The sequence below is a fragment of the Ruegeria sp. SAZD013 genome (assembly GCF_059612525.1).
This window is the reverse complement of record NZ_JBXWQT010000020.1, coordinates 945,666-964,411: the sequence shown is the minus strand read 5'-3', so window position 1 is coordinate 964,411 and position 18,746 is coordinate 945,666. Positions and strand designations below refer to the sequence as shown.

At 53.5% G+C, this 18,746-nt stretch carries 23 protein-coding genes and 1 pseudogene; 19 read left to right on the top strand and 5 right to left on the bottom strand.

What is annotated here, in order from left to right; genetic code table 11:
• Positions 1 to 92 precede the first annotated feature (92 nt).
• Entirely contained in the window at positions 93 to 230 is a 138-nt protein-coding gene (locus tag AC2FLU_RS11050) for a hypothetical protein (protein WP_198389299.1), read from the top strand.
• A 76-nt stretch (positions 231 to 306) separates the two neighbouring features.
• Positions 307 to 819, top strand: a complete 513-nt coding sequence (locus AC2FLU_RS11045) for a hypothetical protein (protein WP_496808655.1) — start codon at positions 307 to 309, stop codon at positions 817 to 819.
• 115 nt (positions 820 to 934) lie between these two features.
• On the opposite strand, the gene AC2FLU_RS11040 is transcribed toward AC2FLU_RS11045, so the two are convergent.
• Complete coding sequence (locus tag AC2FLU_RS11040; RefSeq protein WP_157707882.1) at positions 935 to 1,282, bottom strand: hypothetical protein; 348 nt, start codon at positions 1,280 to 1,282, stop codon at positions 935 to 937.
• Positions 1,283 to 1,364: 82 nt separating this feature from the next.
• On the bottom strand, positions 1,365 to 1,682 hold the full coding sequence (locus AC2FLU_RS11035; protein WP_157707881.1) for an HPF/RaiA family ribosome-associated protein: 318 nt from the start codon (positions 1,680 to 1,682) through the stop codon (positions 1,365 to 1,367).
• Between the two features lie 673 nt (positions 1,683 to 2,355).
• Between AC2FLU_RS11035 and AC2FLU_RS11030 the strand changes: the two genes are divergently transcribed.
• A complete protein-coding gene (locus AC2FLU_RS11030; protein WP_496808656.1) occupies positions 2,356 to 2,688 on the top strand; it encodes a hypothetical protein in 333 nt (110 codons plus the stop codon).
• 73 nt (positions 2,689 to 2,761) lie between these two features.
• Positions 2,762 to 3,148: a hypothetical protein gene (locus AC2FLU_RS11025; RefSeq protein WP_496808657.1), complete on the top strand. Its 387-nt coding sequence runs from the start codon at positions 2,762 to 2,764 to the stop codon at positions 3,146 to 3,148.
• Between the two features lie 74 nt (positions 3,149 to 3,222).
• On the opposite strand, the gene AC2FLU_RS11020 is transcribed toward AC2FLU_RS11025, so the two are convergent.
• Together AC2FLU_RS11020 and AC2FLU_RS11015 are read right to left on the bottom strand one after the other, a co-directional pair.
• Positions 3,223 to 4,230 carry a nucleotidyl transferase AbiEii/AbiGii toxin family protein gene (locus AC2FLU_RS11020; RefSeq protein ID WP_496808658.1) on the bottom strand — a complete coding sequence of 336 codons (1,008 nt, stop codon included), beginning with the start codon at positions 4,228 to 4,230 and terminating at the stop codon, positions 3,223 to 3,225.
• A 2-nt stretch (positions 4,231 to 4,232) separates the two neighbouring features.
• The gene (locus AC2FLU_RS11015; protein ID WP_260100805.1) at positions 4,233 to 4,829 is read right to left on the bottom strand and encodes a DUF6088 family protein; all 597 of its coding nucleotides are present in this window, start codon (positions 4,827 to 4,829) and stop codon (positions 4,233 to 4,235) included.
• Positions 4,830 to 5,076: 247 nt separating this feature from the next.
• On the opposite strand from AC2FLU_RS11015, the gene AC2FLU_RS11010 reads away from it, so the two are divergent.
• From AC2FLU_RS11010 to AC2FLU_RS10995, 4 genes and pseudogenes are all read left to right on the top strand, one after another.
• On the top strand, positions 5,077 to 5,331 hold the full coding sequence (locus AC2FLU_RS11010) for a helix-turn-helix domain-containing protein (RefSeq protein WP_496808659.1): 255 nt from the start codon (positions 5,077 to 5,079) through the stop codon (positions 5,329 to 5,331).
• Between the two features lie 299 nt (positions 5,332 to 5,630).
• Positions 5,631 to 5,828 carry a hypothetical protein gene (locus AC2FLU_RS11005; RefSeq protein WP_496808660.1) on the top strand — a complete coding sequence of 66 codons (198 nt, stop codon included), beginning with the start codon at positions 5,631 to 5,633 and terminating at the stop codon, positions 5,826 to 5,828.
• A 74-nt stretch (positions 5,829 to 5,902) separates the two neighbouring features.
• Complete coding sequence (locus tag AC2FLU_RS11000; RefSeq protein WP_496808661.1) at positions 5,903 to 6,250, top strand: hypothetical protein; 348 nt, start codon at positions 5,903 to 5,905, stop codon at positions 6,248 to 6,250.
• 63 nt (positions 6,251 to 6,313) lie between these two features.
• Positions 6,314 to 6,568: pseudogene (locus tag AC2FLU_RS10995) on the top strand (BrxR family helix-turn-helix transcriptional regulator); the annotation flags it as partial.
• A gap of 139 nt (positions 6,569 to 6,707) precedes the next feature.
• Here AC2FLU_RS10995 and AC2FLU_RS10990 read toward each other — a convergent pair.
• Positions 6,708 to 7,394 (bottom strand): FadR/GntR family transcriptional regulator, encoded by a 687-nt coding sequence (locus AC2FLU_RS10990; protein WP_496747871.1) that lies wholly within the window; start codon positions 7,392 to 7,394, stop codon positions 6,708 to 6,710.
• A gap of 201 nt (positions 7,395 to 7,595) precedes the next feature.
• Between AC2FLU_RS10990 and AC2FLU_RS10985 the strand changes: the two genes are divergently transcribed.
• The 11 genes from AC2FLU_RS10985 (at position 7,596) to AC2FLU_RS10935 (ending at position 18,694) form a co-directional block, all read left to right on the top strand.
• Positions 7,596 to 8,963, top strand: a complete 1,368-nt coding sequence (locus AC2FLU_RS10985) for an ABC transporter substrate-binding protein (RefSeq protein WP_496747868.1) — start codon at positions 7,596 to 7,598, stop codon at positions 8,961 to 8,963.
• A gap of 86 nt (positions 8,964 to 9,049) precedes the next feature.
• Positions 9,050 to 9,931 carry a carbohydrate ABC transporter permease gene (locus AC2FLU_RS10980; RefSeq protein ID WP_496747867.1) on the top strand — a complete coding sequence of 294 codons (882 nt, stop codon included), beginning with the start codon at positions 9,050 to 9,052 and terminating at the stop codon, positions 9,929 to 9,931.
• A complete protein-coding gene (locus tag AC2FLU_RS10975; protein ID WP_496747866.1) occupies positions 9,928 to 10,785 on the top strand; it encodes a carbohydrate ABC transporter permease in 858 nt (285 codons plus the stop codon). Before AC2FLU_RS10980 ends, AC2FLU_RS10975 begins: the two co-directional genes overlap by 4 nt.
• 4 nt (positions 10,786 to 10,789) lie before the next feature.
• Entirely contained in the window at positions 10,790 to 11,833 is a 1,044-nt protein-coding gene (locus AC2FLU_RS10970; protein ID WP_496747864.1) for an iron-containing alcohol dehydrogenase, read from the top strand.
• The gene (locus tag AC2FLU_RS10965; protein ID WP_496747863.1) at positions 11,830 to 12,345 is read left to right on the top strand and encodes a RidA family protein; all 516 of its coding nucleotides are present in this window, start codon (positions 11,830 to 11,832) and stop codon (positions 12,343 to 12,345) included. Before AC2FLU_RS10970 ends, AC2FLU_RS10965 begins: the two co-directional genes overlap by 4 nt.
• Positions 12,342 to 13,391, top strand: coding sequence for an ABC transporter ATP-binding protein (locus AC2FLU_RS10960; protein WP_496747861.1), 1,050 nt, complete (start codon positions 12,342 to 12,344; stop codon positions 13,389 to 13,391). The genes AC2FLU_RS10965 and AC2FLU_RS10960 overlap by 4 nt, the downstream gene beginning before the upstream one ends.
• A complete protein-coding gene (locus AC2FLU_RS10955; protein ID WP_496747859.1) occupies positions 13,388 to 14,596 on the top strand; it encodes an aminotransferase class V-fold PLP-dependent enzyme in 1,209 nt (402 codons plus the stop codon). Before AC2FLU_RS10960 ends, AC2FLU_RS10955 begins: the two co-directional genes overlap by 4 nt.
• Entirely contained in the window at positions 14,586 to 15,356 is a 771-nt protein-coding gene (locus AC2FLU_RS10950) for an SDR family NAD(P)-dependent oxidoreductase (protein WP_496811976.1), read from the top strand. Before AC2FLU_RS10955 ends, AC2FLU_RS10950 begins: the two co-directional genes overlap by 11 nt.
• Entirely contained in the window at positions 15,356 to 16,231 is an 876-nt protein-coding gene (locus tag AC2FLU_RS10945) for an SMP-30/gluconolactonase/LRE family protein (protein WP_496747856.1), read from the top strand. The genes AC2FLU_RS10950 and AC2FLU_RS10945 overlap by 1 nt, the downstream gene beginning before the upstream one ends.
• Before the next feature lie 554 nt (positions 16,232 to 16,785).
• Complete coding sequence (locus AC2FLU_RS10940) at positions 16,786 to 17,733, top strand: iron-containing alcohol dehydrogenase (RefSeq protein ID WP_496808664.1); 948 nt, start codon at positions 16,786 to 16,788, stop codon at positions 17,731 to 17,733.
• On the top strand, positions 17,681 to 18,694 hold the full coding sequence (locus tag AC2FLU_RS10935; RefSeq protein ID WP_496811975.1) for a sugar kinase: 1,014 nt from the start codon (positions 17,681 to 17,683) through the stop codon (positions 18,692 to 18,694). The genes AC2FLU_RS10940 and AC2FLU_RS10935 overlap by 53 nt, the downstream gene beginning before the upstream one ends.
• The last annotated feature ends 52 nt before the right edge of the window (positions 18,695 to 18,746 follow it).

Genomic DNA, 18,746 nt, shown 5'->3' with positions numbered 1-18,746 from the left:
GTCGTCAGCCCCCATATAGGTAGTACCGATGCCAGGCATCCCGGTCCGACATGGACGAGGAGTTGGCGTCGGCCAATCAAAGGATCGATGATATGTCCTTCAAGGACCTGACCGCCAGGGCTGCGGCCGCAATGAAGCCGAAGCCCGCGGAGACCGCGAAGACCCCAGCCAAGGAGAACGAGTCGAAGGCCGCCGGCGAGGATGCGCTAGCGAAATCCAAGACATCTTGAGACGTTCACAGGCCACGCGCCCCATTCTTAACTGGGGCGCGGACCACCCGCAGCAACAAGGGAGAGGATCACGCCAATGGAAGAACTGACGAGCAAGACCGTTGCGGTTTTTTCCCGACCGTTCACCGTTCCAGGCTTTGACGAGACGCTCCCGGCGGGAGAGTACGAGATCGAAACGGAGTTGGTTTCACCCCCGGATCAACAGAATCCTGCAGCCTGGAAAGCCTCAGTCCTGATGAAACTTCATCCCCGGACATCGCATCCGGGGCTTGCGCGGTCTCTGACCCTTTCCCTTGCCGATCTGGACTATGCCCGCGCCAGGGACAAGCTGACGGGCAGAGCGTTGTCCGACTTCTTCCTTGAGGAAATGCTGGCTGATCCGATGGTGCGCCTCGTGATGGAGGCCGACGGGGTCTCTGCAGCACATATGCGACATCTCTATTCGGGGCGCCGGACGCCCCAGTCTGACAGGGATGTCCTGGACCGGAACCCGGCGCGTCTAGGTGCACGTGACATGGCGTCAATCCATGCTGCTGAAAACGAGGGCATGCCTCCACGACCGACAGGGACGTCGGCTATGGGAGAGTGAAGACCACGTGGAAGTACTCAACCGGCAGCAAGTCTTCGTCCTGTGCCCTAATCGGACGTTGACCGTTCGGAACGTCGCAGTCGCACAGCAAGCCTGTACAGCGGCCGTGGAACAGTTATGCTATGGGGCTTTGTTGGTGCAAAACTCGAAGCCATTTGCCTTCATCCCGCAGGTAGGTGGAAGTGCAAAGGGCTTCGTAGATCGGTGTGTCCCCGCGTTCTGCTGAGACACGGTAGGCCAAAACGGTAACATTCTTTTCTTGTTTATAGTAGCGCTCCGAAAATACGACGGACCGCCACCTCTGCGCGACTAAGCTCTCGCGCCACACAGTGTCGCCTTGAAGTATTCCCGGCGGATAAGGGAGAACAAATACGGCGCCCTTTGTCGTCATCTTCCGCGCATTGTCAGCGCCTTCCGTCCAAAACCGCTCTTCAAGTGCCCAAAGCTTGTCTTCGTCTGTCATAATCTAACTCCATCATTGTCAGATGCCTTATTGCCCGAGGGTGTAGATCGATCGGTGAAATGAAAGATTGATGCCGAATATGTTAGCGACGGTCCGTTAGTTTCCCGAGAGTGCTTTCTAGTGCGCTTTTCATCTTGCCGGCTGCGCCCCTCGTTGCCTGTTCTAAACTTGAGGCCGAATCCGTGACGGCCATAGGCTGCTGGCCTTTGAGCCGTGCTTCCAGAACACATTTTATATCATCTGGGCCGGACTTGTCGGCGTTGGCATCACTGAGATGGACCTCGATTCTGGTTATATGTTCTGCAAGGTAGGCCAGGTCGTTCTGTACCAATCCCGTAATTTGGGCCGTGATGGCTTCACTCCCCTTGATGCTGTTATCTGTACTGACTTCGATATGCATTTTGGCGTCCTTCGAAAAATCCCAAAAAAAGAAAGGGATAACGTTGTGGAGCTTACAACTCTATCACGACAGGCAGCGCCGTGCGTTGCTTTGAATCAAATGTCGGGCCAATGGAGCTTCCCTGATGGCAGGTTTGTCCTGCACCGGACATTCGTTTGTTTCTCGATCAACGGCAGGGATGCTGAGATATTGCTTAAGAAGTCTGTGTGTTGGTCCTTTGTTTGCCCGTCAAGAGAAGGCAATAGCCTCGATTTTTCACACATGCGCTTTCGTTGCGAGTTAGAGCGGCAGGGGCGGCTCGGCGCTATAATTTCAAATATCCGTGTTTGAAATTCACGTATAGCTACAAGAATTCGGCTAAGTGATTGTTTTTAAATGGAGGCGAGTACCGGAATCGAACCGGTGTACACGGATTTGCAATCCAGAAAGAGCGTAAGCGAAAACAACGACTTAAGGATGCAAAACACCCCCTGACAAAAAGTGAACAAAAAGCGAAAGTTTCAAAGCCAAATTCGCCGGTTCAAAACGAAAAAGGCCCCGTCACAGCGGCAACTGTGAACCGGGGCCAAACAGAAAAAGCGTGTCAGCTTTCACAATACGTTAGCATGAGCCAGTGCCGTACCGCAAACGCTCAGTCGGCCTCTTCGTGGCCTCTGACTGATGAGGTGGTCCAATGAGCTGGCGCATCGCAAACGAATGCGCCGAGCGTCGCTTTGGCAGCGCCGCGCGCAAGCAGATCATCATGTTCCTGGCCGACAAGGCGAGCGATGACGGCTCGGGCATCTGGTGCTCCAAGGGGACGATCCAGCGTCACACAGAGCTCAGTGAGAGCACGGTCAAGCGCACCATCATCGACTTCCTGCGCGAAGGCATTCTGATCGAGACTGGACGGCGGCACTGCAAGAACGGCTACACCGTCATTTACCGGATTGTGTTGGAGCGCGTGGCCGCGCTCGAACCCACGGCCGAGCCCGACATCGACACGGTGGACCCCAAACCATCCTAAAACCATCCATAAACCACCTACGCGCAGACGCGAGGCGGCGGAGGAGGTTGAAGATCTTGAAGCTGAGAAGATCTTGGCGGCCTATCCCGAAGACAGGATCCGAGACCGGCGGACCAGTCTGCGCCTGATCGCAGCAGCTGTGAAGGCCGGAGTGAAGCCCAATGATCTGAAGCAGGCGGTCAAAGCGTATGCCAAGGAAAGCGAGGGCTACACGCGCAGCAAGGTCTGTTTCTCGGACAACTGGTTCCAGATGCGCCGGTGGGAGAAGGGACTGGCCCAGATCCAGGCCGACCGTGAGAAGGCTCGAGAGGCCGAGGCCAAGGGGCGCGCCAGCCTCGCCGAGTGGATCCACGAGCGTCATCCTCTGTGCCGCCACATCACCAACCGGCAGATCGAGGATTTGATTGCGTCAAAGCTGGTGACACCCGAACAGGTTCGAGCTGCGGGGCTGCAGGTGTGAAAAGGATCGACGTGAACAGCGCGTTTCGTGCGCTTGAATTCAGGGCAACGCTGTTGAGATTTTGCACTCCCTGGTCAGCTGTTGATCTCGGTCTCGAAGGTCTCGATCGTAGCGATGATTTCATCGAAGGTTGGTGCGTCACCGATGATCATTTCCCGCATCCCGGCATAGTCTTTTCGAAGAGCGACAGTGAGATCGGCGTTTGGGGTCAAGCGCAAAGAACCGGGCTTGGCTTCGTCGTAGTTTGCCCAGGCGGATTTGAAAAATACCGATTTGTGATGAGCGACTTGGGTCAGCAAATCAAGTTTTTCGAGGGCAAGTTTCTTGGCTTCATGCCCAATCAGCTGCGCCATATCGTAGTAATGGCGGGACATGCGATCGGCGAGGGGTTTGGTTGCATCTTGATGAAAAAGCATATGCAAAATGGTGGCTTTTTCCCAGAATGTGCGCTCGACCCCCAACACTTTCACGCCGACCAGACCGTCTGCCAGAAGATCGGGAAAAGCCTGATGGAGGTATGGTGCAATGTCGATTTGCTCGGCAGGCAGTTGGACGCCACGGGCACCGAACTCAAAGCGTACAACCGGTTTGACATAGCCCGCATCGCTTTTTGCCAACGTAGGGTAGGCAAAGAGAATGGTCTGCGGGTCGGTTGGATCGACCGATAAGGTGAAGCTTTGTTCCAGACTGGAGCCAAACGCTGTTTGAATCTCGGCCAGCAGTTGGCCTCCGACTGCTTCTTTCGCCGCTTCCTCCAGTTCCTGAAGCAACCTTTTCTGCTTCTTGCCTGATAGGTCCGGGTCTTCTGGGTCACGGTCGCCTACAAACCCGAGTTGTTCGCGGTCTAACGAGAGGTCCACATCCTCGGAGAAGCGGTGGATCACGCCATAGGCTTTGGACAGGGATGTTCCGCCCTTGAAGATCATTTGCTCGCCAAAAGATGGTAGTGCAAAGAGTTGCTTTAGGGACCAGCAAACCCAGAAATCTTTTTCGATGATTGCCTTCGACATTCCAAGCTGCGCTGCAGTTTCTTGAAGGGCTTCATCTCTGAGTTCAGGCGCGTCGTTCGCGAAATTTTCCATGCTTAAGCGTGTGCAACAATCTGTTGCACGACGGGGTGCATCCATGCAGGGACGTGCCTGCTTTGCTTTGCCAAGAGCTTCCGATCATTGTCGTCCAGTGCGTGTGCAAGGCGGTCGACGATTTGACTGTCTACACGGTCCTTGCCGACATAACGCAACGCCTGGAAGACAACCCCAGTCTTATGTCCTGCGCCGACCAATGTTTTGGGGGATGCCTTGCGGAACTGGATGACTTGCCGCCCAACTTTCTTAGTGCGGGTTGGGCCGTCGGTCATATAAGTCGGCTTGGATGGTACCTGAGTGGAAAGGCCCAACTGATTGGCAGCCATCGAAGGAGAAGGTTGCAAGATCTGACCGTCCTTTCGAGCAACAGCTTTTGCGATGTCATCGGCGGAAGGCGACAGAAACCCGAAGCGCGGGCTCTTCTTCGGGTAGTCATACAGCCCCCGCGTCAGTCGCCGGATCACACCCTGATCAGCAAGGCGTGACAGGGCCTGATCTACGCTTGCGCGGGATCCGATGTCGAGAAAATCGGTCGGCGCAAAGATTGCGCCGCGACCTTTTCCGATGATGCGTTGCTTGATGTTTGACGTAATCATATTCGAACTCCTTGTCAGAAAATAGGGTATGTTTTTCTGAAAGTCAACGGGCCATGGAGCAACCCCTCGGTAGGTGCAACTGGCATAGGGCAAAAAGGAGAACTGATGCGAAATTTACGCTACAGCGTAAAAATAGGAAAATTACGCTGCAGCGTAAGTTGTCGTGAGCTAGACTGCTGCGTCCATGATCTCTAGATCATACAGAGGATTTATGATCTAAGCATCATAGGCGGCGCTGGAGGCTGGCTTGCAGAACTTCGTTCGAATTCCTCGAGATCTTGGACATGCGATCCGTCAGGCTCGTCGAGGGAAAAACTTGACGCAGGCCGATCTCGCCACGCGCAGCGGTGTTTGGCAGGAAACGATATCGAAAGTTGAGGCCGGGCGGGGTGGCACAAAGCTCGACACGATCCTGGCGCTGCTGGCAGCCCTCGACCTAGAGCTATTGGTCAGAACACGCAGCAAGGGCTCTGCATCTGATTTTGACATCATATTCGAATGAAATTCTGCAGTGACGGAGTGACAGCCGTTAAGCCGCAGCGGTTACTTTAAGTTCCTCAGCTCTTGCGACGCAGCATGACGAGACCGTTCAGTTTGTGAGTGCCAAACTCAGATCCTCAACGCCGTGTTCCTGATTGCTGAACATAAGCGGGCAGCCGTGTCAGACGCGGGGCAGGCCCCGCTTCAACGAAAAAATTCCCCTGCGCCAGCGCATTCCTCGCGAGGCAAGTTTCTCGCTGACAGTCCCTTGGTGCCAGCTTTGGTCATGTTCATCGAAACACTCCAAGTGAGGATCAAAAAATGGCTACTCAAACTCTGAAACTGAACGTCAAATCCGGTGAAAAAGACGGCAAGAACTTCTGGGACCGCTGCGGCGTCCTCTTCGTCAACACCGACGACAGCGGCAAAATCACGTCGATCAACGTCAAACACAGCATGTTTCCCGATGTGGAAATGGTCGCCTTCCCGCCCCGCGATGAAGATCCGGTCACCGAGTAACCTTAGCGCCAGGGCGGCTCTCCCGCTCTGGCCTTCATCGATGAAAACTGTGGTGTCAGTTGGGTTGCTTCATCTTGCGTTCGAAACTGAAGGTTCGGTCTCGGAAACGTTTTGCTGAAGGCAGCTCCCAGTTTTTAGATATTAACCGCAAGCTGGCCAATTGTCTCGGGCCATGCCTATCCCGCGAAGTCGTGCAGGGCCTTTTCGAAGAGCTGCAGGAGAACTCGCACTCGATTGTTAAGGCTGCGTTCGGCCAGCTTCCTGCAGGTTTACGAGAAACGTTGCTCGCTTTGATCGATTTCGATCTTCGGCTGACGGCAACCCTTGCCTGCGATCGCAGTATTCCATTCATGATCTTGTTTTTCAGTAAAATCCTGAAATCACGCCGAATTTCGATTGAACGCGACATGGCTCCCGGCTAGCGTGTGGACAGCACAAAAAATGGACGCGCATATTAATCAAACGCGCCGAGTCAGGAGTGCGAAGTGGATAGTGACAAATCGGAGCTTCGTTGGGGAGTTGCGCAGCGCCTCGAGTTCATCGAGTTTCGATTGTTTTGGGAGGGGCATGTGAACCGTAGCGATTTGATGGAGCAGTTCGGGCTATCGGTAAACCAGGCTTCCGCCGATCTAAACCGCTACATCGGCCTCGCGCCGGACAACATGGTCTATGACAAGAGCGCGAGGACGTATGTCCGTGGCCCAGAGTATGCCGCACACTTCCTTCATACGTCAATCGACTACCACTAGGTGAAGTTTCCGGCTCTCGAAGTATGGGCCGCTACGACCTACTCATTTAACTGGCTTGTCAGTTGGTAATAGTTTTTGTCGGGCGTTCACCCCGTCAAAATGTTCTTGGAAACCTTTAAACCTGTTATGTTTATAGAGCCGATGATGCGGCCATGCCGACTAAAAAACTCTCTACTTCTGAGCGAGCCATTTCGGGTTCTTCTGACCTTATCGCATCTGCGATCTTTGAAAGACGGTCATGAAAATGCTTGCGTACAAGATTTGCAACGGGCGCCTGATCTGTGCCGCCGTCAAACTTGTTAGCGCGGCGCGCAGAGACAATCTGGTCAAAAGTCCAACACAGAAATCCGTTGCCAGCTTCGACGTAGTAGAGCCTAGCGAAACCGTAGATTTCCTCTTTGAACTGCAGCCATGTAGGGGCAACGAGGATCCGTTCCAGAGCATCATCCAGATCATTCAAGAAGCTGGCAGTTGGAGCTTCTGCCGCCCGAGCTGCGACCGATGGCTCGATCAACAGTCGGGCTTCAAGCGTTTCGTGGAAGTCATGTGACCGCTCGAGCGACATATCAACGGACGCTTCGTCCAATTCAATGATCTGCGCTGCTCGTTCAGACAAATAGGTACCACTGCCTATCTTGCGTTCCACCAGACCATCACGTTGAAGAACCAAAAGCGCATCCCTTATCTGAGTGCGTGAGGCGTTCATAGATTCGGCAAGCTTGCGTTCGTTCGGAATTCGGTGCCCCGGCTGGATTTCACCTGACCGAAGCAGATCTCGGATCTCCTGATAAACACGGTCAGTGGCTCGGTTTTTCATATCGGCGTCCAAGTTGCTCAAGTGGTCAACCATTCGCATAGTCGGGACGAAATGCCAAGTTCTCATGACTGAAATGCCAAAATTCACTGAATTAAGTTGACAATTGGTCGCGTTATTAGCCTAATTGGTTGACCGCTTCCAAAAAAATAGAGATTCGGTTGACCAATGCCCCTTAGGGGCAGCTATCAACAGGAGGAAACGATGACCATTCAGCGCCGCGAAAATTACTTTCGCGCTACCCTTCTGACCGCCGGCTCAATTCTGGCGTTCGGCCTATCTGCTTCAGATGCCCTTGCGGAATTTTCTTGGGACCAACTCTCGGGCCAATCCGTCACTGTAATGATGCCTGAACATCCGGTGACCGATGGGGTGCGCGCAGTTATGGATCAGTTCGAAGCCGACACCGGTATCGAAGTAAATCTGCAGACAATGGCTGAAGACCTGTATTTCGACCGGATGGAGGTTGCCCTTAGGGGAACGGGTGGTAATTCGCAGATGGACGTCTATTTTCTGCCGATGGATTCCACAGCATATACGCAGCATACAAACGGATTAGTTCATTCGCTCCAGGGTTTCATCGACAATCCCGACTTAACTGCGCCCGACTACAACTTGGCAGACATTCCTGCAGGTTTCATGGATTCCACCAAATACGACATTGACGGATCATGGGAGTATCACGGTATCCCGGCATCGTTTGAGACTTACATCCTGTTCGCAAACATGGACCATGTCGATCAATACCTGGGTGGCCAAATGCCGGCCACAATGGAAGAGCTGATCGCAGCTGCGCAGAAAGTCAAAGAAGATAGCGACGGTGCAGTTGCTGGTGCGGTGTTGCGAGGAATTCGGTCAGATACGTTGATCGACACAATCACTGGCTTCGTAAACAACTCGGTCGGGCCGGCCGATCGATCTGCTCCATACAACGTCTGGTTCGAGGGGGGATGGGACAACCCGAAAATGGATAATCCCGATATCGTGCGTGGCCTGGCCAATTATGCTGAGTTGATGAAGGCTGGCCCTGTCAACATTCAGGCGATGGACTGGCCCGACGCCTCGCAATTCTTCCAGGCTGGAGGTGCTGCATTCTTTATTGATGCCAGTTTGTTTGCCCCAGGCTTCGAGAACGCGGATGAAAGCCCGATTGCGGGCAAGATCGGCTATTCCGTGATCCCCGTCGATAATGCTGGGGGCGATCCTTATACAGCGCATTGGCAATGGGGCTATGGCATTCCGCAGAACGCTACCAATCCCGAGGCTGGCTGGCTGTTCATTCAATACATGTCGAACGCGGACAACGCGACAACTATTGGTAAATTCCATGGCGGAGCACCACGACTGTCAACTTGGGAAGATGCCGACTATGCAGCGAGCTTCCCGCAGGGATATGTCGATGCAGTGGCCGCAGCCATGCCAAACTCGCAAACTTCGGTGGTCCAGCGCGCGGGTTGGAGCGAATTCGCGCTTCGCATCGTCGATGTCATTCAGGAGATCTATGGCGGTGCCGACCCAACTGAGTCTGGCGCCGCGGCGCAGGCCGACTTCAAGAAGCTGGCTGCCAACTGAGCCATATACAACTCTGGGCCACAATCCTTTGCGGCCCAGAGCAACGCCTCACAACATCAAAACAACTTTTCTGATAGCAAGGTGACATGACCTCTTTGCTCAAACCCTTAGGCAGTGCATCCGCATTCTGGTTCATCCTGCCGTGTGTTTTGGTGCTTGCGATGACCTCGCTTTACCCGATTGGATTCGGGATGGTGGTGTCGCTGACCAACTGGAATTGGGGCAACCAGTTTGACTATGTCGGCATGTCTAATTTCACCGCTCTTCTTTCTGACAGCGAGTTCTGGACGGTTATGCGAAACACTGTGGTTTTCGCGACATTTGCAACAACGGTCGAAGTCGCTCTGGGTTTGTATCTGGCGGTTCAGGTGGATAAATTATCCATAAGAACTGATCTGATCCGTGCGTTAATTATGTTGCCGCTTATGGTCTCGGGCATTGTTGTGGCCCTGATGTCGAAGGTGATGTTCGACCCGTTTCTTGGAATCGTGAACCATCTTATTGGTGCTGTCGGTCTTGGGCCTTCTGCGTTTTACGGCTCTGCTGCAACGGCCATGCCGTCAATAATCGCGGTGGACGTCTGGTGGCAAACCGCTTTTGTTTTCATCATCTTGCTTGCTGGCCTTCGCGGGTTGCCCGTTGACCCGATTGAAGCTGCGCGCGTTGAAGGCGCAAATGAGTTCACAATCTTCTGGCGGATCAAGCTACCAATGCTTCGGTCACTTTTGATAACCGTGGTCATCATTCGCGCGATAGATACGCTGAAGATCTTTGACATCGTCTTCGGTACAACCGGCGGCGGCCCGGGAATGGCGACCGAGGTTGTGCAGACATTTGTCTACCGAACAGCCTTTAGCTATCAGCAAATTGGCAAAGCGATGGCGACGATCATATTGTTCTCGTTGCTAATCCTCTTCATTGCACTGGCTCTTCAGATGCTGCAACAGCGCATGGAGGAAAGGGGATGAGCGTTACCACACACCTGCCGCAAAAGTCCCGTCTTACGGAGCGTTTGTCGACATGGTGGGCATACGTCTTCACCGGCGCGATGGTATTGTTCAGCCTATTCCCAGTGTATTGGGTACTTGCGACTTCTCTCAAATCCAAAAAGGACGGGTTGGCCAACCCGCCCCTTTGGATATTTGATCCGACGACCGCGAACTATCTGAAACTTTGGACGCACGATACGTTCAAGTACACCTTCCTAAATTCCGTGATCGTGACAATCATTGGTGTCGCGCTGTCACTGGCGATTGCAATCCCGACTGCCTACGCACTTGTTCGGATGAAAATTCGGGGTCGGAACATCGTCGGCGTTTGGTTGATCCTCGCCTATATGCTGCCCGAGTTCCTATTCGTGCTTCCGATGTTCTCGCTTTATCAGTGGACGGGTCTTTATGACACGCATATCGGCCTGGCGTTGATGTATCAGGTACATGTGCTGCCATTGTCCATTTGGCTGCTGAGTTCCTTCTTTCGGGAAATCAATCCCGCGATTGATGAAGCTGCCCGAATAGAAGGGGCGAGCAATTTTCAAATCCTGACAAAAATCTACATTCCTTGCACTTTGCCGGGGATGGTAGCGACAGCGATCCTGAATGCCATCTGGATCTGGAACGAGCTCGCAATTGCTTTGGGTCTCACATTTTCGAAGGCACAAACGGTCACGTTGGGCGTGACCAGTTTTCGCGGTTATGCCGCGCTGGATTGGGGGGCAATGACGGCGGCGTCGATCATCGCGATTATCCCCATGCTGATCTTTGCCATCGTCGCTCAAAAACACATCGTCAAAGGGTTGACCCTTGGCGCAGTCAAGGGTTGAGAATATGCCATTCAAAGAAGCCGATATTGATCAGTTTCCTACAGTTTTCGGACGTAACCTGTTGGCAGAGATTCCAAATTTTGTGCGTCCGAAAATGTTGATCGTAACGATGGAGGATCTGTGGCCCATCTTCGGTCCGGCCTTGCCACAGGATGCCCAAGTCTACTTTGTCGAGTCTATGGAACGCTCGCGGCTTGAGAGCGATCTCGCCATGTTCTCGGATGTTGCATCGATCGTCGGGCTCGGCGGGGGACAGGCTATAGATGCCGCCAAATACTTTGCCTGGCGCCTAAACCTACCGCTGTTCCAGTTTCCCACGTCCCTGTCTGTTGACGCCGTATTCGGCCACCGCGCTGGCGTGCGAGAGAACAGCGTCGTCAAATATGTAGGTTGGGCTGTGCCGGAAACAGTCTACATCGATCTGGATATTATTAAGGATGCACCCCGCGCATTGAATATCGGCGGTGTGGGCGACGTGTTCTGTTTCATAACCGGGGTCATGGACTGGCGCTTCGCTCATGCCCATGGGAAGTGCGAGAAGCGTTGGCCGTATGACGAAAGCTTAGCACAGATTTCATTGTCCAAGGCCGAAGCTGCGTTGGCCGAGTTAAATGAGATTAAGGAGCTCAGCCCGCGTGGAATTGAGATCATGGTCGATGCCCTGAAATGGGGTGGTGCATCGTATCATGGGGCCGGCTGGAATCCACGTCACATCGAAGGTGTTGAACATTATATCTTTTATGCGCTCGAAGCTGGGACTGGTAAAAAGTTTCTGCATGGACAGGCGGTATGTCTGGGCCTTGCGATTGGCGCAATGATGCACGCAAACCGCGCTGACGAGCTGTTGAAAGCGGTTGTTTCACTCGGGGTCGATATCCGACCTTCAGCGTTAGGTGTCACTTGGGATGATGTTTTTGATGCGATGCGGGGTCTTATGGGTTTCGTGGACCGTGAAAACCTCGCCTTCGGCATCGCAAACGAGTTCGTCGTCACGGACAGTTTTTTGACAGAGGCGCGGGAAAAGATTGAGGAGGCGTATTCAATATGAGCTCCGAACCAAGAACCAAATCACTTTACTCACCACCACCCGAGACCCAACTGGAGGCGCTGGGATTGAAGCTTCCGCAAGTTCCTGATGCCGTTGGAAATTTCGATCTTGGATCGGTCGACGGAACAACGCTTTATCTTTCCGGTCAAGGTCCACTTTTGGAGAATGGGCAATTGGCCCAAGGCAAAGTTGGTCTCGACGTGAGTGTTGTAGAAGCTCGTCATCACGCGATGCGGACCGGCTTGGTCCTGATCAGCGCGATGAAAGAGATACTGGGTTCGCTCGAGCATGTCGCGCAAATCCGTAAAGTGTTTGGAATGGTTAACAGCGTCCCTGAATTTGCAGACCACCCCGAAGTGATCAACGGATGCTCCGACCTTTTCTGTGACGTTTTCGGGTCGCGTGGGCGGCATTCGCGTGCGGCTGTTGGTATGGGATCGCTGCCGGGGAATATTACCGTTGAGATCGATGCCATAATTTCGATTTCTCCTGATTGGATATCACAGAGATGAGTGAAGTTAGATTTGTGGACGCGTCAAAACGCTATGGCGATGTCGAGGTGATCAAGGGCCTCAACCTGCATGTGCACGAGGGCGAGTTCATGGTGCTTGTCGGCCCATCGGGATGTGCAAAGTCCACCACTCTTAGAATGATCGCTGGGCTAGAGAGTATTTCCTCGGGTGACTTGATGATCGGGAACCAACGCGCGAACAATCTGACACCGGCCGAACGAAACATCTCGATGGTGTTTCAATCCTACGCCCTGTTTCCAAACATGTCGGTTAGGGAAAACCTGTCATTTGGACTGAAGCTTCGCAAAACTGATCAGGCCACCGTAGATTCGGAGGTGGATCGCGTAGCTCAGATGTTGGGCCTTGGCGAGTTGCTTGATCGCAAGCCTCGCCAGCTGTCGGGCGGACAGGCTCAACGGGTCGCCCTTGGACGCGCAATGATCCGCGAACCGTCTGCGTTTCTTTTTGACGAACCATTGTCCAATCTGGATGCTGAATTGCGGGTGCAGATGCGCGGAGAGATTTCTCAGATGCAAAAGGAGCTTGGAACAACAACGGTTTACGTCACGCACGATCAAGTCGAGGCGATGACCATGGGACATCGGATCGCAGTTATGAACAGAGGGCGGGTCATGCAGGTTGGCACTCCGATCGAGCTATATGAAAGCCCGTCAAACACCTTTGTAGCGGGGTTCATTGGCAGCCCCCGAATGAACCTTGTCACTGCTGACACGCTTCTTGCAGGGGCGGAAACAGTGGATAGTCGAATTGCGCCGCGTTCAGGATCACTGCTGGGAATCCGCCCAGAGCACGTAACAATCGATGAGAGTGAAGGGTTTGGGATCGGGTCGGCATGTGTGGATCGCATGGAGGATCTGGGCCACGAGGCACTTATACATCTGACTACAGCACACGGCACCGTTCTGACTGCGCGCGCCGGGGGCGAGATACGCGGTCGTGTAGCACCGGGCCAGGGCGTAACATTGGGAATTCGCCCGGAGCACCTGCACGTTTTTAACGCTGACGGTGGGGAGCGGTTGCAATGACTAACGACCCTTTTGAACGATGGGGTTTGACGCCGGTGATCAATGCGGCGGGGACCATGACAAGCATCGGCGCGTCCCGCGTTGCACCATCCACCCGTGCACTTGTAGACAAGGTTTTGGCGTCCTTTGTAGATATGGACGAGCTGCAAGCGCGCGCATGCTCGGTCATTTCCCGCCTCACCGGCGCTGAGGCCGGCTGTGTCACGGCCTGCTCGGCTGCGGCTCTGACCCAAACTGTCGCCGCTTGTTTGACCGGAATCGATCTAGCGCGCATTGAAATGCTGCCGCAGACGGACTGCGAGCGCCGTGTTCTGCTGCCGATGGGGCATATGATCAACTACGGCGCGCCAGTGGATCAGGCTATTCGCTTGGCCGGCGCTGATGTTGTTCCGATTGGAACTGCAGCCGCATGTGAAGAATGGCATCTGCGCGCTGCGCTTCAGGTGGGCGCAACTGCGGCTATGTATGTGGTGTCACACCACACGGTGCAAGAGAACGAACTGCCAATGGACCTATTCATTGCCTGCTGCCGAGAATTCGACGTTCCGGTCATTGTCGACATGGCATCGGAATACGATCTTAGGGGGCCCATTGAGATGGGGGCATCCGCAGTCATCTACTCCGGCCATAAGTTTTTGGGTGGCGTCACAAGCGGGATTGTTGCCGGAGATTCTAATCTAATACGGGCCACGTACCTGCAACACTATGGTATTGGGCGCACGATGAAAGCTGGGAAAGAAAGCGTGGTCGGCGCAATGGCGGCTTTGGAGCTGTGGCAAAAACGCGATCACGACACGGCGAAATCCTATGAAGAAGCAATCGTTGACGGTTGGATCAGGGACTTGTCGGGTGTTCCCGGGTTTTCCTTGGATCGGCACGCGGACTGGACCGGAAACCCGATCACACGCCTGCAAATAACCGTTAACCCCAAAGTGGCAGGCTTTAATGCGTGGGAACTGGCGGATCGGCTCTCGGCCAGAACCCCACGTATTATCGTTCGCGATGATCTTATTGAGTGGCAGGAAATTTATTTGGATCCCTGCAACCTGACGCCGGAGGAGGCAGAATTGGTTTCCGATGCCATCACAGAGGAAGCGGCGCGATATCGATCCGAATGCAATGGGCTGCAACAGAGCTGGAGTGATGTCAAACGCGCAAGAGCAACTTCGGCGTTGAGCTGGACGGGAGAAGGCAATGCTTCTTGAGGGGCGCCGTATTCTTGTGACCGGCGCAGCGCGGGGCATTGGTCTTGCGGTCGCACGGGCCTGCCTAAAGCAAGGTGGCGAAGTGCTGATGACGGATAAGGACTGCACCGCCCTAGATCAGGCGGCAATGGGCTTAAAAGAGTACTCCGACCGATTGCGCCATTGTGCATTGGACGTTAGCGATCCAGTGAGCATTGAGACCGCGCTGTCCGATATCAGCGATTGGCCCGCACTGGATGGTCTGATCAATAATGCCGCTGTGCTCGATATTGGTGATGCAGGGGCGGTCACCGACGACCGCTTTGCCCAAGTTCTGGACACGAACTTGACTGGGGCACTGCGCGTTACCCGAGCGGCCTTGCCCAAGCTCGGCAATTCCGCCACCCCGGCAATTGTCAACACATTGTCCACTCAAGCATTCTTTGGGGTGCCCAGATCGGCGGCATATGCGACCGCAAAAGGTGGCTTATTAATGTTAACTCGATCCATGGCAGTGGATTTTGGCTCACAGGGAATTCGGGTCAACGCTGTGGCTCCTGGTTTCATCAACACTCGCATGGCTTTGACCGAGGAAGGTCTGCATGAACACGAGGCAGATGACTTCAAGAGCCACTATATCGCGGAAGGTCGAATACCACTACGACGTCCGGGTACGCCCGAAGATTGCACGGGTGCTTATGTCTATCTCTTGTCTGACCTTTCCAGATACGTCACCGGTCAGGTGATCTGCGTCGACGGTGGTCTGAGTGCGACTTACTGATGGCTTCTAACCCGGATATCCGTCAGCCCAGCAAGGTAAATACCGTCCTAGGCGAAGGCGTGCGTTACGACAAGGCCAGCGACTCGATACTGTGGCTGGATATTCCAGAAAGCCAAGCGTGGCGCTTATTTTCAGACGGTTACGAAGAAGAGTTGAATTTGGGTCAAAACGCTGCCTTTGCCTGCCTAACGCAAAGTGGAAGTATCCTGGCGGGGGGAGCAGACGGTTTGTTCGTAGACAGTGTTCCACTGGTCCAGAACTGGCTTGGGGTCGACGAAGTTCTGAATGACGGAGCAGTGCATCCCTCGGGCAAGTTTTTGATTTTCGGAAGCCGCGACCGCGACGAAGAAAAACCAAATGGCCGCATGTGGGTTTTGGGCCGTGAATTGGTCGAACTCTCCTGGTCATTTACGGTGTTTAACGGCCCAGCGTTCAGCCCCTGTGGAAAATTCATCTACTTTGCGGATTCCCCTGAACGTATTATCTATTCCGCCCCGTTTGATCCGATTTCGGGAGAAGTGGGTGAGCGCAGAGTTTTCGCCGAATTGCCCGAGGCTCAGGGTTATCCAGATGGCATGATCTGCGACGACGAAGGCGGGCTTTGGTCCGCGCATTGGGACGGCGGTTGTATCACCCGGTATCTGACAGACGGTTCCGTTGATCGCCGTATTTTGATGCCTGCACAAAGGATAACCTCTGTTGCGTTTCGTGGCAGTACGGTTTTTGCAGCGAGTGCGCGTTTGGACGCCTCCGATGACTTGCCTGAGGATCAAGGAGGTAACCTGTTCGTTTTCGATGCAGGACACAGCGGCCCTTCTGCGCCTCGTTTGAAGCAGCACGATTTTCTCAGCTTTTCCGAAATTTTGAAACGATGAATCAGCTTACAAATCATACATTGCTCTGTCGGCAGGAGGCGCCTGATCCCCTAAACCCGGTGGTCGCCAACACGAAAGGCACGAGGGTCAAAGCGAGAGCGGAGAATGTGATCACGTTGACTGAGGATAAACCGAACCTGGTGATCAGTTTGCCAACCGGCAGTGCTCCAGAACTGTTTTTTTCTTGCTTGAGTGTTTCACGGATTTTGGGAAAGGCCGGTTTCTCCGAGACCCACATTGTTGCGGTCGATGAATGTCTTGGTGCTTCGCCAAACGTGTCTAGGTCGGAAAAGTACGATGGCCTAGGGGCATCGATACATTGTTCTGACCCGACGCTTTGGCCGGTTGCGGCATTTCGAGACCTCGCTCCAGTCACCATCGAATTGTTGGTCCCGAATATCTCATCACACAAACCAAGGATGAAGTAGTAAATGGCAAATCTACAGTGTTCTCACGCTCACAGCGCATTGAACTATGGCTTTCCCACCGTTTTTGGAAGGGGTTTGTTGGGTGAATTTCGGAATTTCGTTAATCCTCCTTTCCTGGTCGTCACGATGCAAGACCTTTGGCCGATCTTTGGTCATCACTTCGAAGGAGCGGATTGCAAGACCTATTTCTGTGGCTCAATAGAACGCAGCGACCTTGAGCAGGATGTAACTAAACTCGGTGAAATTCGAGCCATCGTTGGCCTCGGGGGCGGGCAGGCGTTGGATGTCGCAAAATACTTCTCCTGGCGCTTGAATCTTCCCTTGTTCCAGGCGCCGACGGCGCTCTCGGTCAATGCAGTTTACGGCCAACGGTCTGGGATCAGGATTGATGGTAAAGTGGTTTATCAGGGGTGGGCCGTACCCGAAGCCATCTACATCGACTACGATGTTCTCGCAGCCTGCCCACCAGCGCTTAACTGGTCCGGGATCGGGGATATACTATGTTTTCACACAGGTGTTCTTGATTGGCGCTATGCCGAAAGGGAAGGGCAGATCGAGGACAAGTGGCGCTTTGACGAAGGATTGGCTCAGCAGTCGCTTTCGAAAGTAAGGACAATCGTCGAGAACATCGACAATATTCGCGACATGAATGACCGCGGGATTGAGGCTCTGGTCGACGGTCTGAAATGGGGAACCACTTACCATGGCGCAGGTTGGTGTCCAAGACACATTGAAGGAACGGATCACTTCCTGTTCTACACCTTGGAAAAAATGACTGGCAAAAAATTCCTACACGGCCAGCCTGTTGGGTTGGGCGTATTGGTCGGATCGATGCTTCACGAAGATGGTGCGGATGAGATGCTGGACACCATTTCGAGCATCGGGCTGGATATCAGGCCAGAAGCGATGGGGCTTAGTTGGGATCAATTCGAAGAGGGGCTTCGGTCGATGCGCGCTTATGTGAATGAAGTCGGCCTTTGGCATTCGATCGCCCACGACGCGCCGATATCGGATGGCTTTATTGCAGACCTTAGAAAGCGCCTGGATACTGCTTACAAATACAAGTCGATCTAATGCGATGGCAACTTTGGATGAAATCAGAGGTCGCAAAAATGTTCGCGTTGCCTCGATTGGTGAATGCATGGTCGAGTTTTCAAGTATTAATTTGTCTAAAAACTCAGCTTCCATCGCCGTTGCCGGCGACACCCTTAACACTGCTATCTATCTCGCTCGTTCAGTCTGCCGAGGTGACATAGCCGTGAGTTTTTTGACATGTCTAGGATGTGATCCGCTTTCGCAAAAGATGATTGAAGCAATTGCGAGCGAAGGCATCGACTGTAGCCTAATTGGAAGTATCAAGAGTCGATATCCTGGGCTTTACGCTGTCAATACAGACGATCATGGCGAACGCTCTTTCGCTTATTGGCGATCCGAATCCGCTGCGCGACAGCTGTTTCAACAAGATCGACCAAATCTGCGTGATCTCGAGCGCTTTGACGTTGTCTATCTCAGCGGCATTACTCTTGCCATTCTTGAAAAAAATCAGAGAGAACGACTTATCGAGACATGTGAGGAGTTGCGAGGCAGAGGCACGGTCATTGCGTTCGACACCAACTACAGATCAGTGCTTTGGGGCACAGTAGCTGAGGCGCAAAGCCACTATGACGCTATGTTTTCGACTACGGATGTGGCCTTTCCTTCGGTGGATGACATCAATGATATCTATGGAAAGGTTTCAAAATCCCAAGCCTTGGACAGCCTTCATTCCAGAGGCATTCAGGAAATTGTTCTGCGAGATGGCGCGAACGGAACCACTGTTCGCAGCGACGGAGAGGGAGATACCTCGCTTGAGCCTGATCCTGTCGATGTTGTCGACACTACCGCAGCTGGGGACGCATTTAACGGAGCATACCTCGCTGCTCGACTTCTGGGCAGTGAAATAACTGCCGCGCTAAAGGATGCTCAAGATCTTGTGTATCAAGTCCTTAGTTTTAAAGGCGCGGTTGTTCCTAAATCCAAATTTGATGATTGGTGATTCTAGTGTCCTATAGATGTGGTCTTATCGCATTTTCGGCATAAACGCCTTT

What these genes read in the sequence shown, in the direction of transcription:
- AC2FLU_RS11050 (WP_198389299.1), top strand. Translation starts at nt 93, where the DNA reads ATGTCCTTCAAGGACCTGACCGCCAGGGCTGCGGCCGCAATGAAGCCG.
- AC2FLU_RS11045 (WP_496808655.1), top strand. Translation starts at nt 307, where the DNA reads ATGGAAGAACTGACGAGCAAGACCGTTGCGGTTTTTTCCCGACCGTTC.
- AC2FLU_RS11040 (WP_157707882.1), bottom strand. Translation starts at nt 1,282, where the DNA reads ATGACAGACGAAGACAAGCTTTGGGCACTTGAAGAGCGGTTTTGGACG.
- AC2FLU_RS11035 (WP_157707881.1), bottom strand. Translation starts at nt 1,682, where the DNA reads ATGCATATCGAAGTCAGTACAGATAACAGCATCAAGGGGAGTGAAGCC.
- AC2FLU_RS11030 (WP_496808656.1), top strand. Translation starts at nt 2,356, where the DNA reads ATGAGCTGGCGCATCGCAAACGAATGCGCCGAGCGTCGCTTTGGCAGC.
- AC2FLU_RS11020 (WP_496808658.1), bottom strand. Translation starts at nt 4,230, where the DNA reads ATGGAAAATTTCGCGAACGACGCGCCTGAACTCAGAGATGAAGCCCTT.
- AC2FLU_RS11015 (WP_260100805.1), bottom strand. Translation starts at nt 4,829, where the DNA reads ATGATTACGTCAAACATCAAGCAACGCATCATCGGAAAAGGTCGCGGC.
- AC2FLU_RS11005 (WP_496808660.1), top strand. Translation starts at nt 5,631, where the DNA reads ATGGCTACTCAAACTCTGAAACTGAACGTCAAATCCGGTGAAAAAGAC.
- AC2FLU_RS10990 (WP_496747871.1), bottom strand. Translation starts at nt 7,394, where the DNA reads ATGAAAAACCGAGCCACTGACCGTGTTTATCAGGAGATCCGAGATCTG.
- AC2FLU_RS10985 (WP_496747868.1), top strand. Translation starts at nt 7,596, where the DNA reads ATGACCATTCAGCGCCGCGAAAATTACTTTCGCGCTACCCTTCTGACC.
- AC2FLU_RS10980 (WP_496747867.1), top strand. Translation starts at nt 9,050, where the DNA reads ATGACCTCTTTGCTCAAACCCTTAGGCAGTGCATCCGCATTCTGGTTC.
- AC2FLU_RS10975 (WP_496747866.1), top strand. Translation starts at nt 9,928, where the DNA reads ATGAGCGTTACCACACACCTGCCGCAAAAGTCCCGTCTTACGGAGCGT.
- AC2FLU_RS10970 (WP_496747864.1), top strand. Translation starts at nt 10,790, where the DNA reads ATGCCATTCAAAGAAGCCGATATTGATCAGTTTCCTACAGTTTTCGGA.
- AC2FLU_RS10965 (WP_496747863.1), top strand. Translation starts at nt 11,830, where the DNA reads ATGAGCTCCGAACCAAGAACCAAATCACTTTACTCACCACCACCCGAG.
- AC2FLU_RS10960 (WP_496747861.1), top strand. Translation starts at nt 12,342, where the DNA reads ATGAGTGAAGTTAGATTTGTGGACGCGTCAAAACGCTATGGCGATGTC.
- AC2FLU_RS10955 (WP_496747859.1), top strand. Translation starts at nt 13,388, where the DNA reads ATGACTAACGACCCTTTTGAACGATGGGGTTTGACGCCGGTGATCAAT.
- AC2FLU_RS10950 (WP_496811976.1), top strand. Translation starts at nt 14,586, where the DNA reads ATGCTTCTTGAGGGGCGCCGTATTCTTGTGACCGGCGCAGCGCGGGGC.
- AC2FLU_RS10945 (WP_496747856.1), top strand. Translation starts at nt 15,356, where the DNA reads ATGGCTTCTAACCCGGATATCCGTCAGCCCAGCAAGGTAAATACCGTC.
- AC2FLU_RS10940 (WP_496808664.1), top strand. Translation starts at nt 16,786, where the DNA reads ATGCAAGACCTTTGGCCGATCTTTGGTCATCACTTCGAAGGAGCGGAT.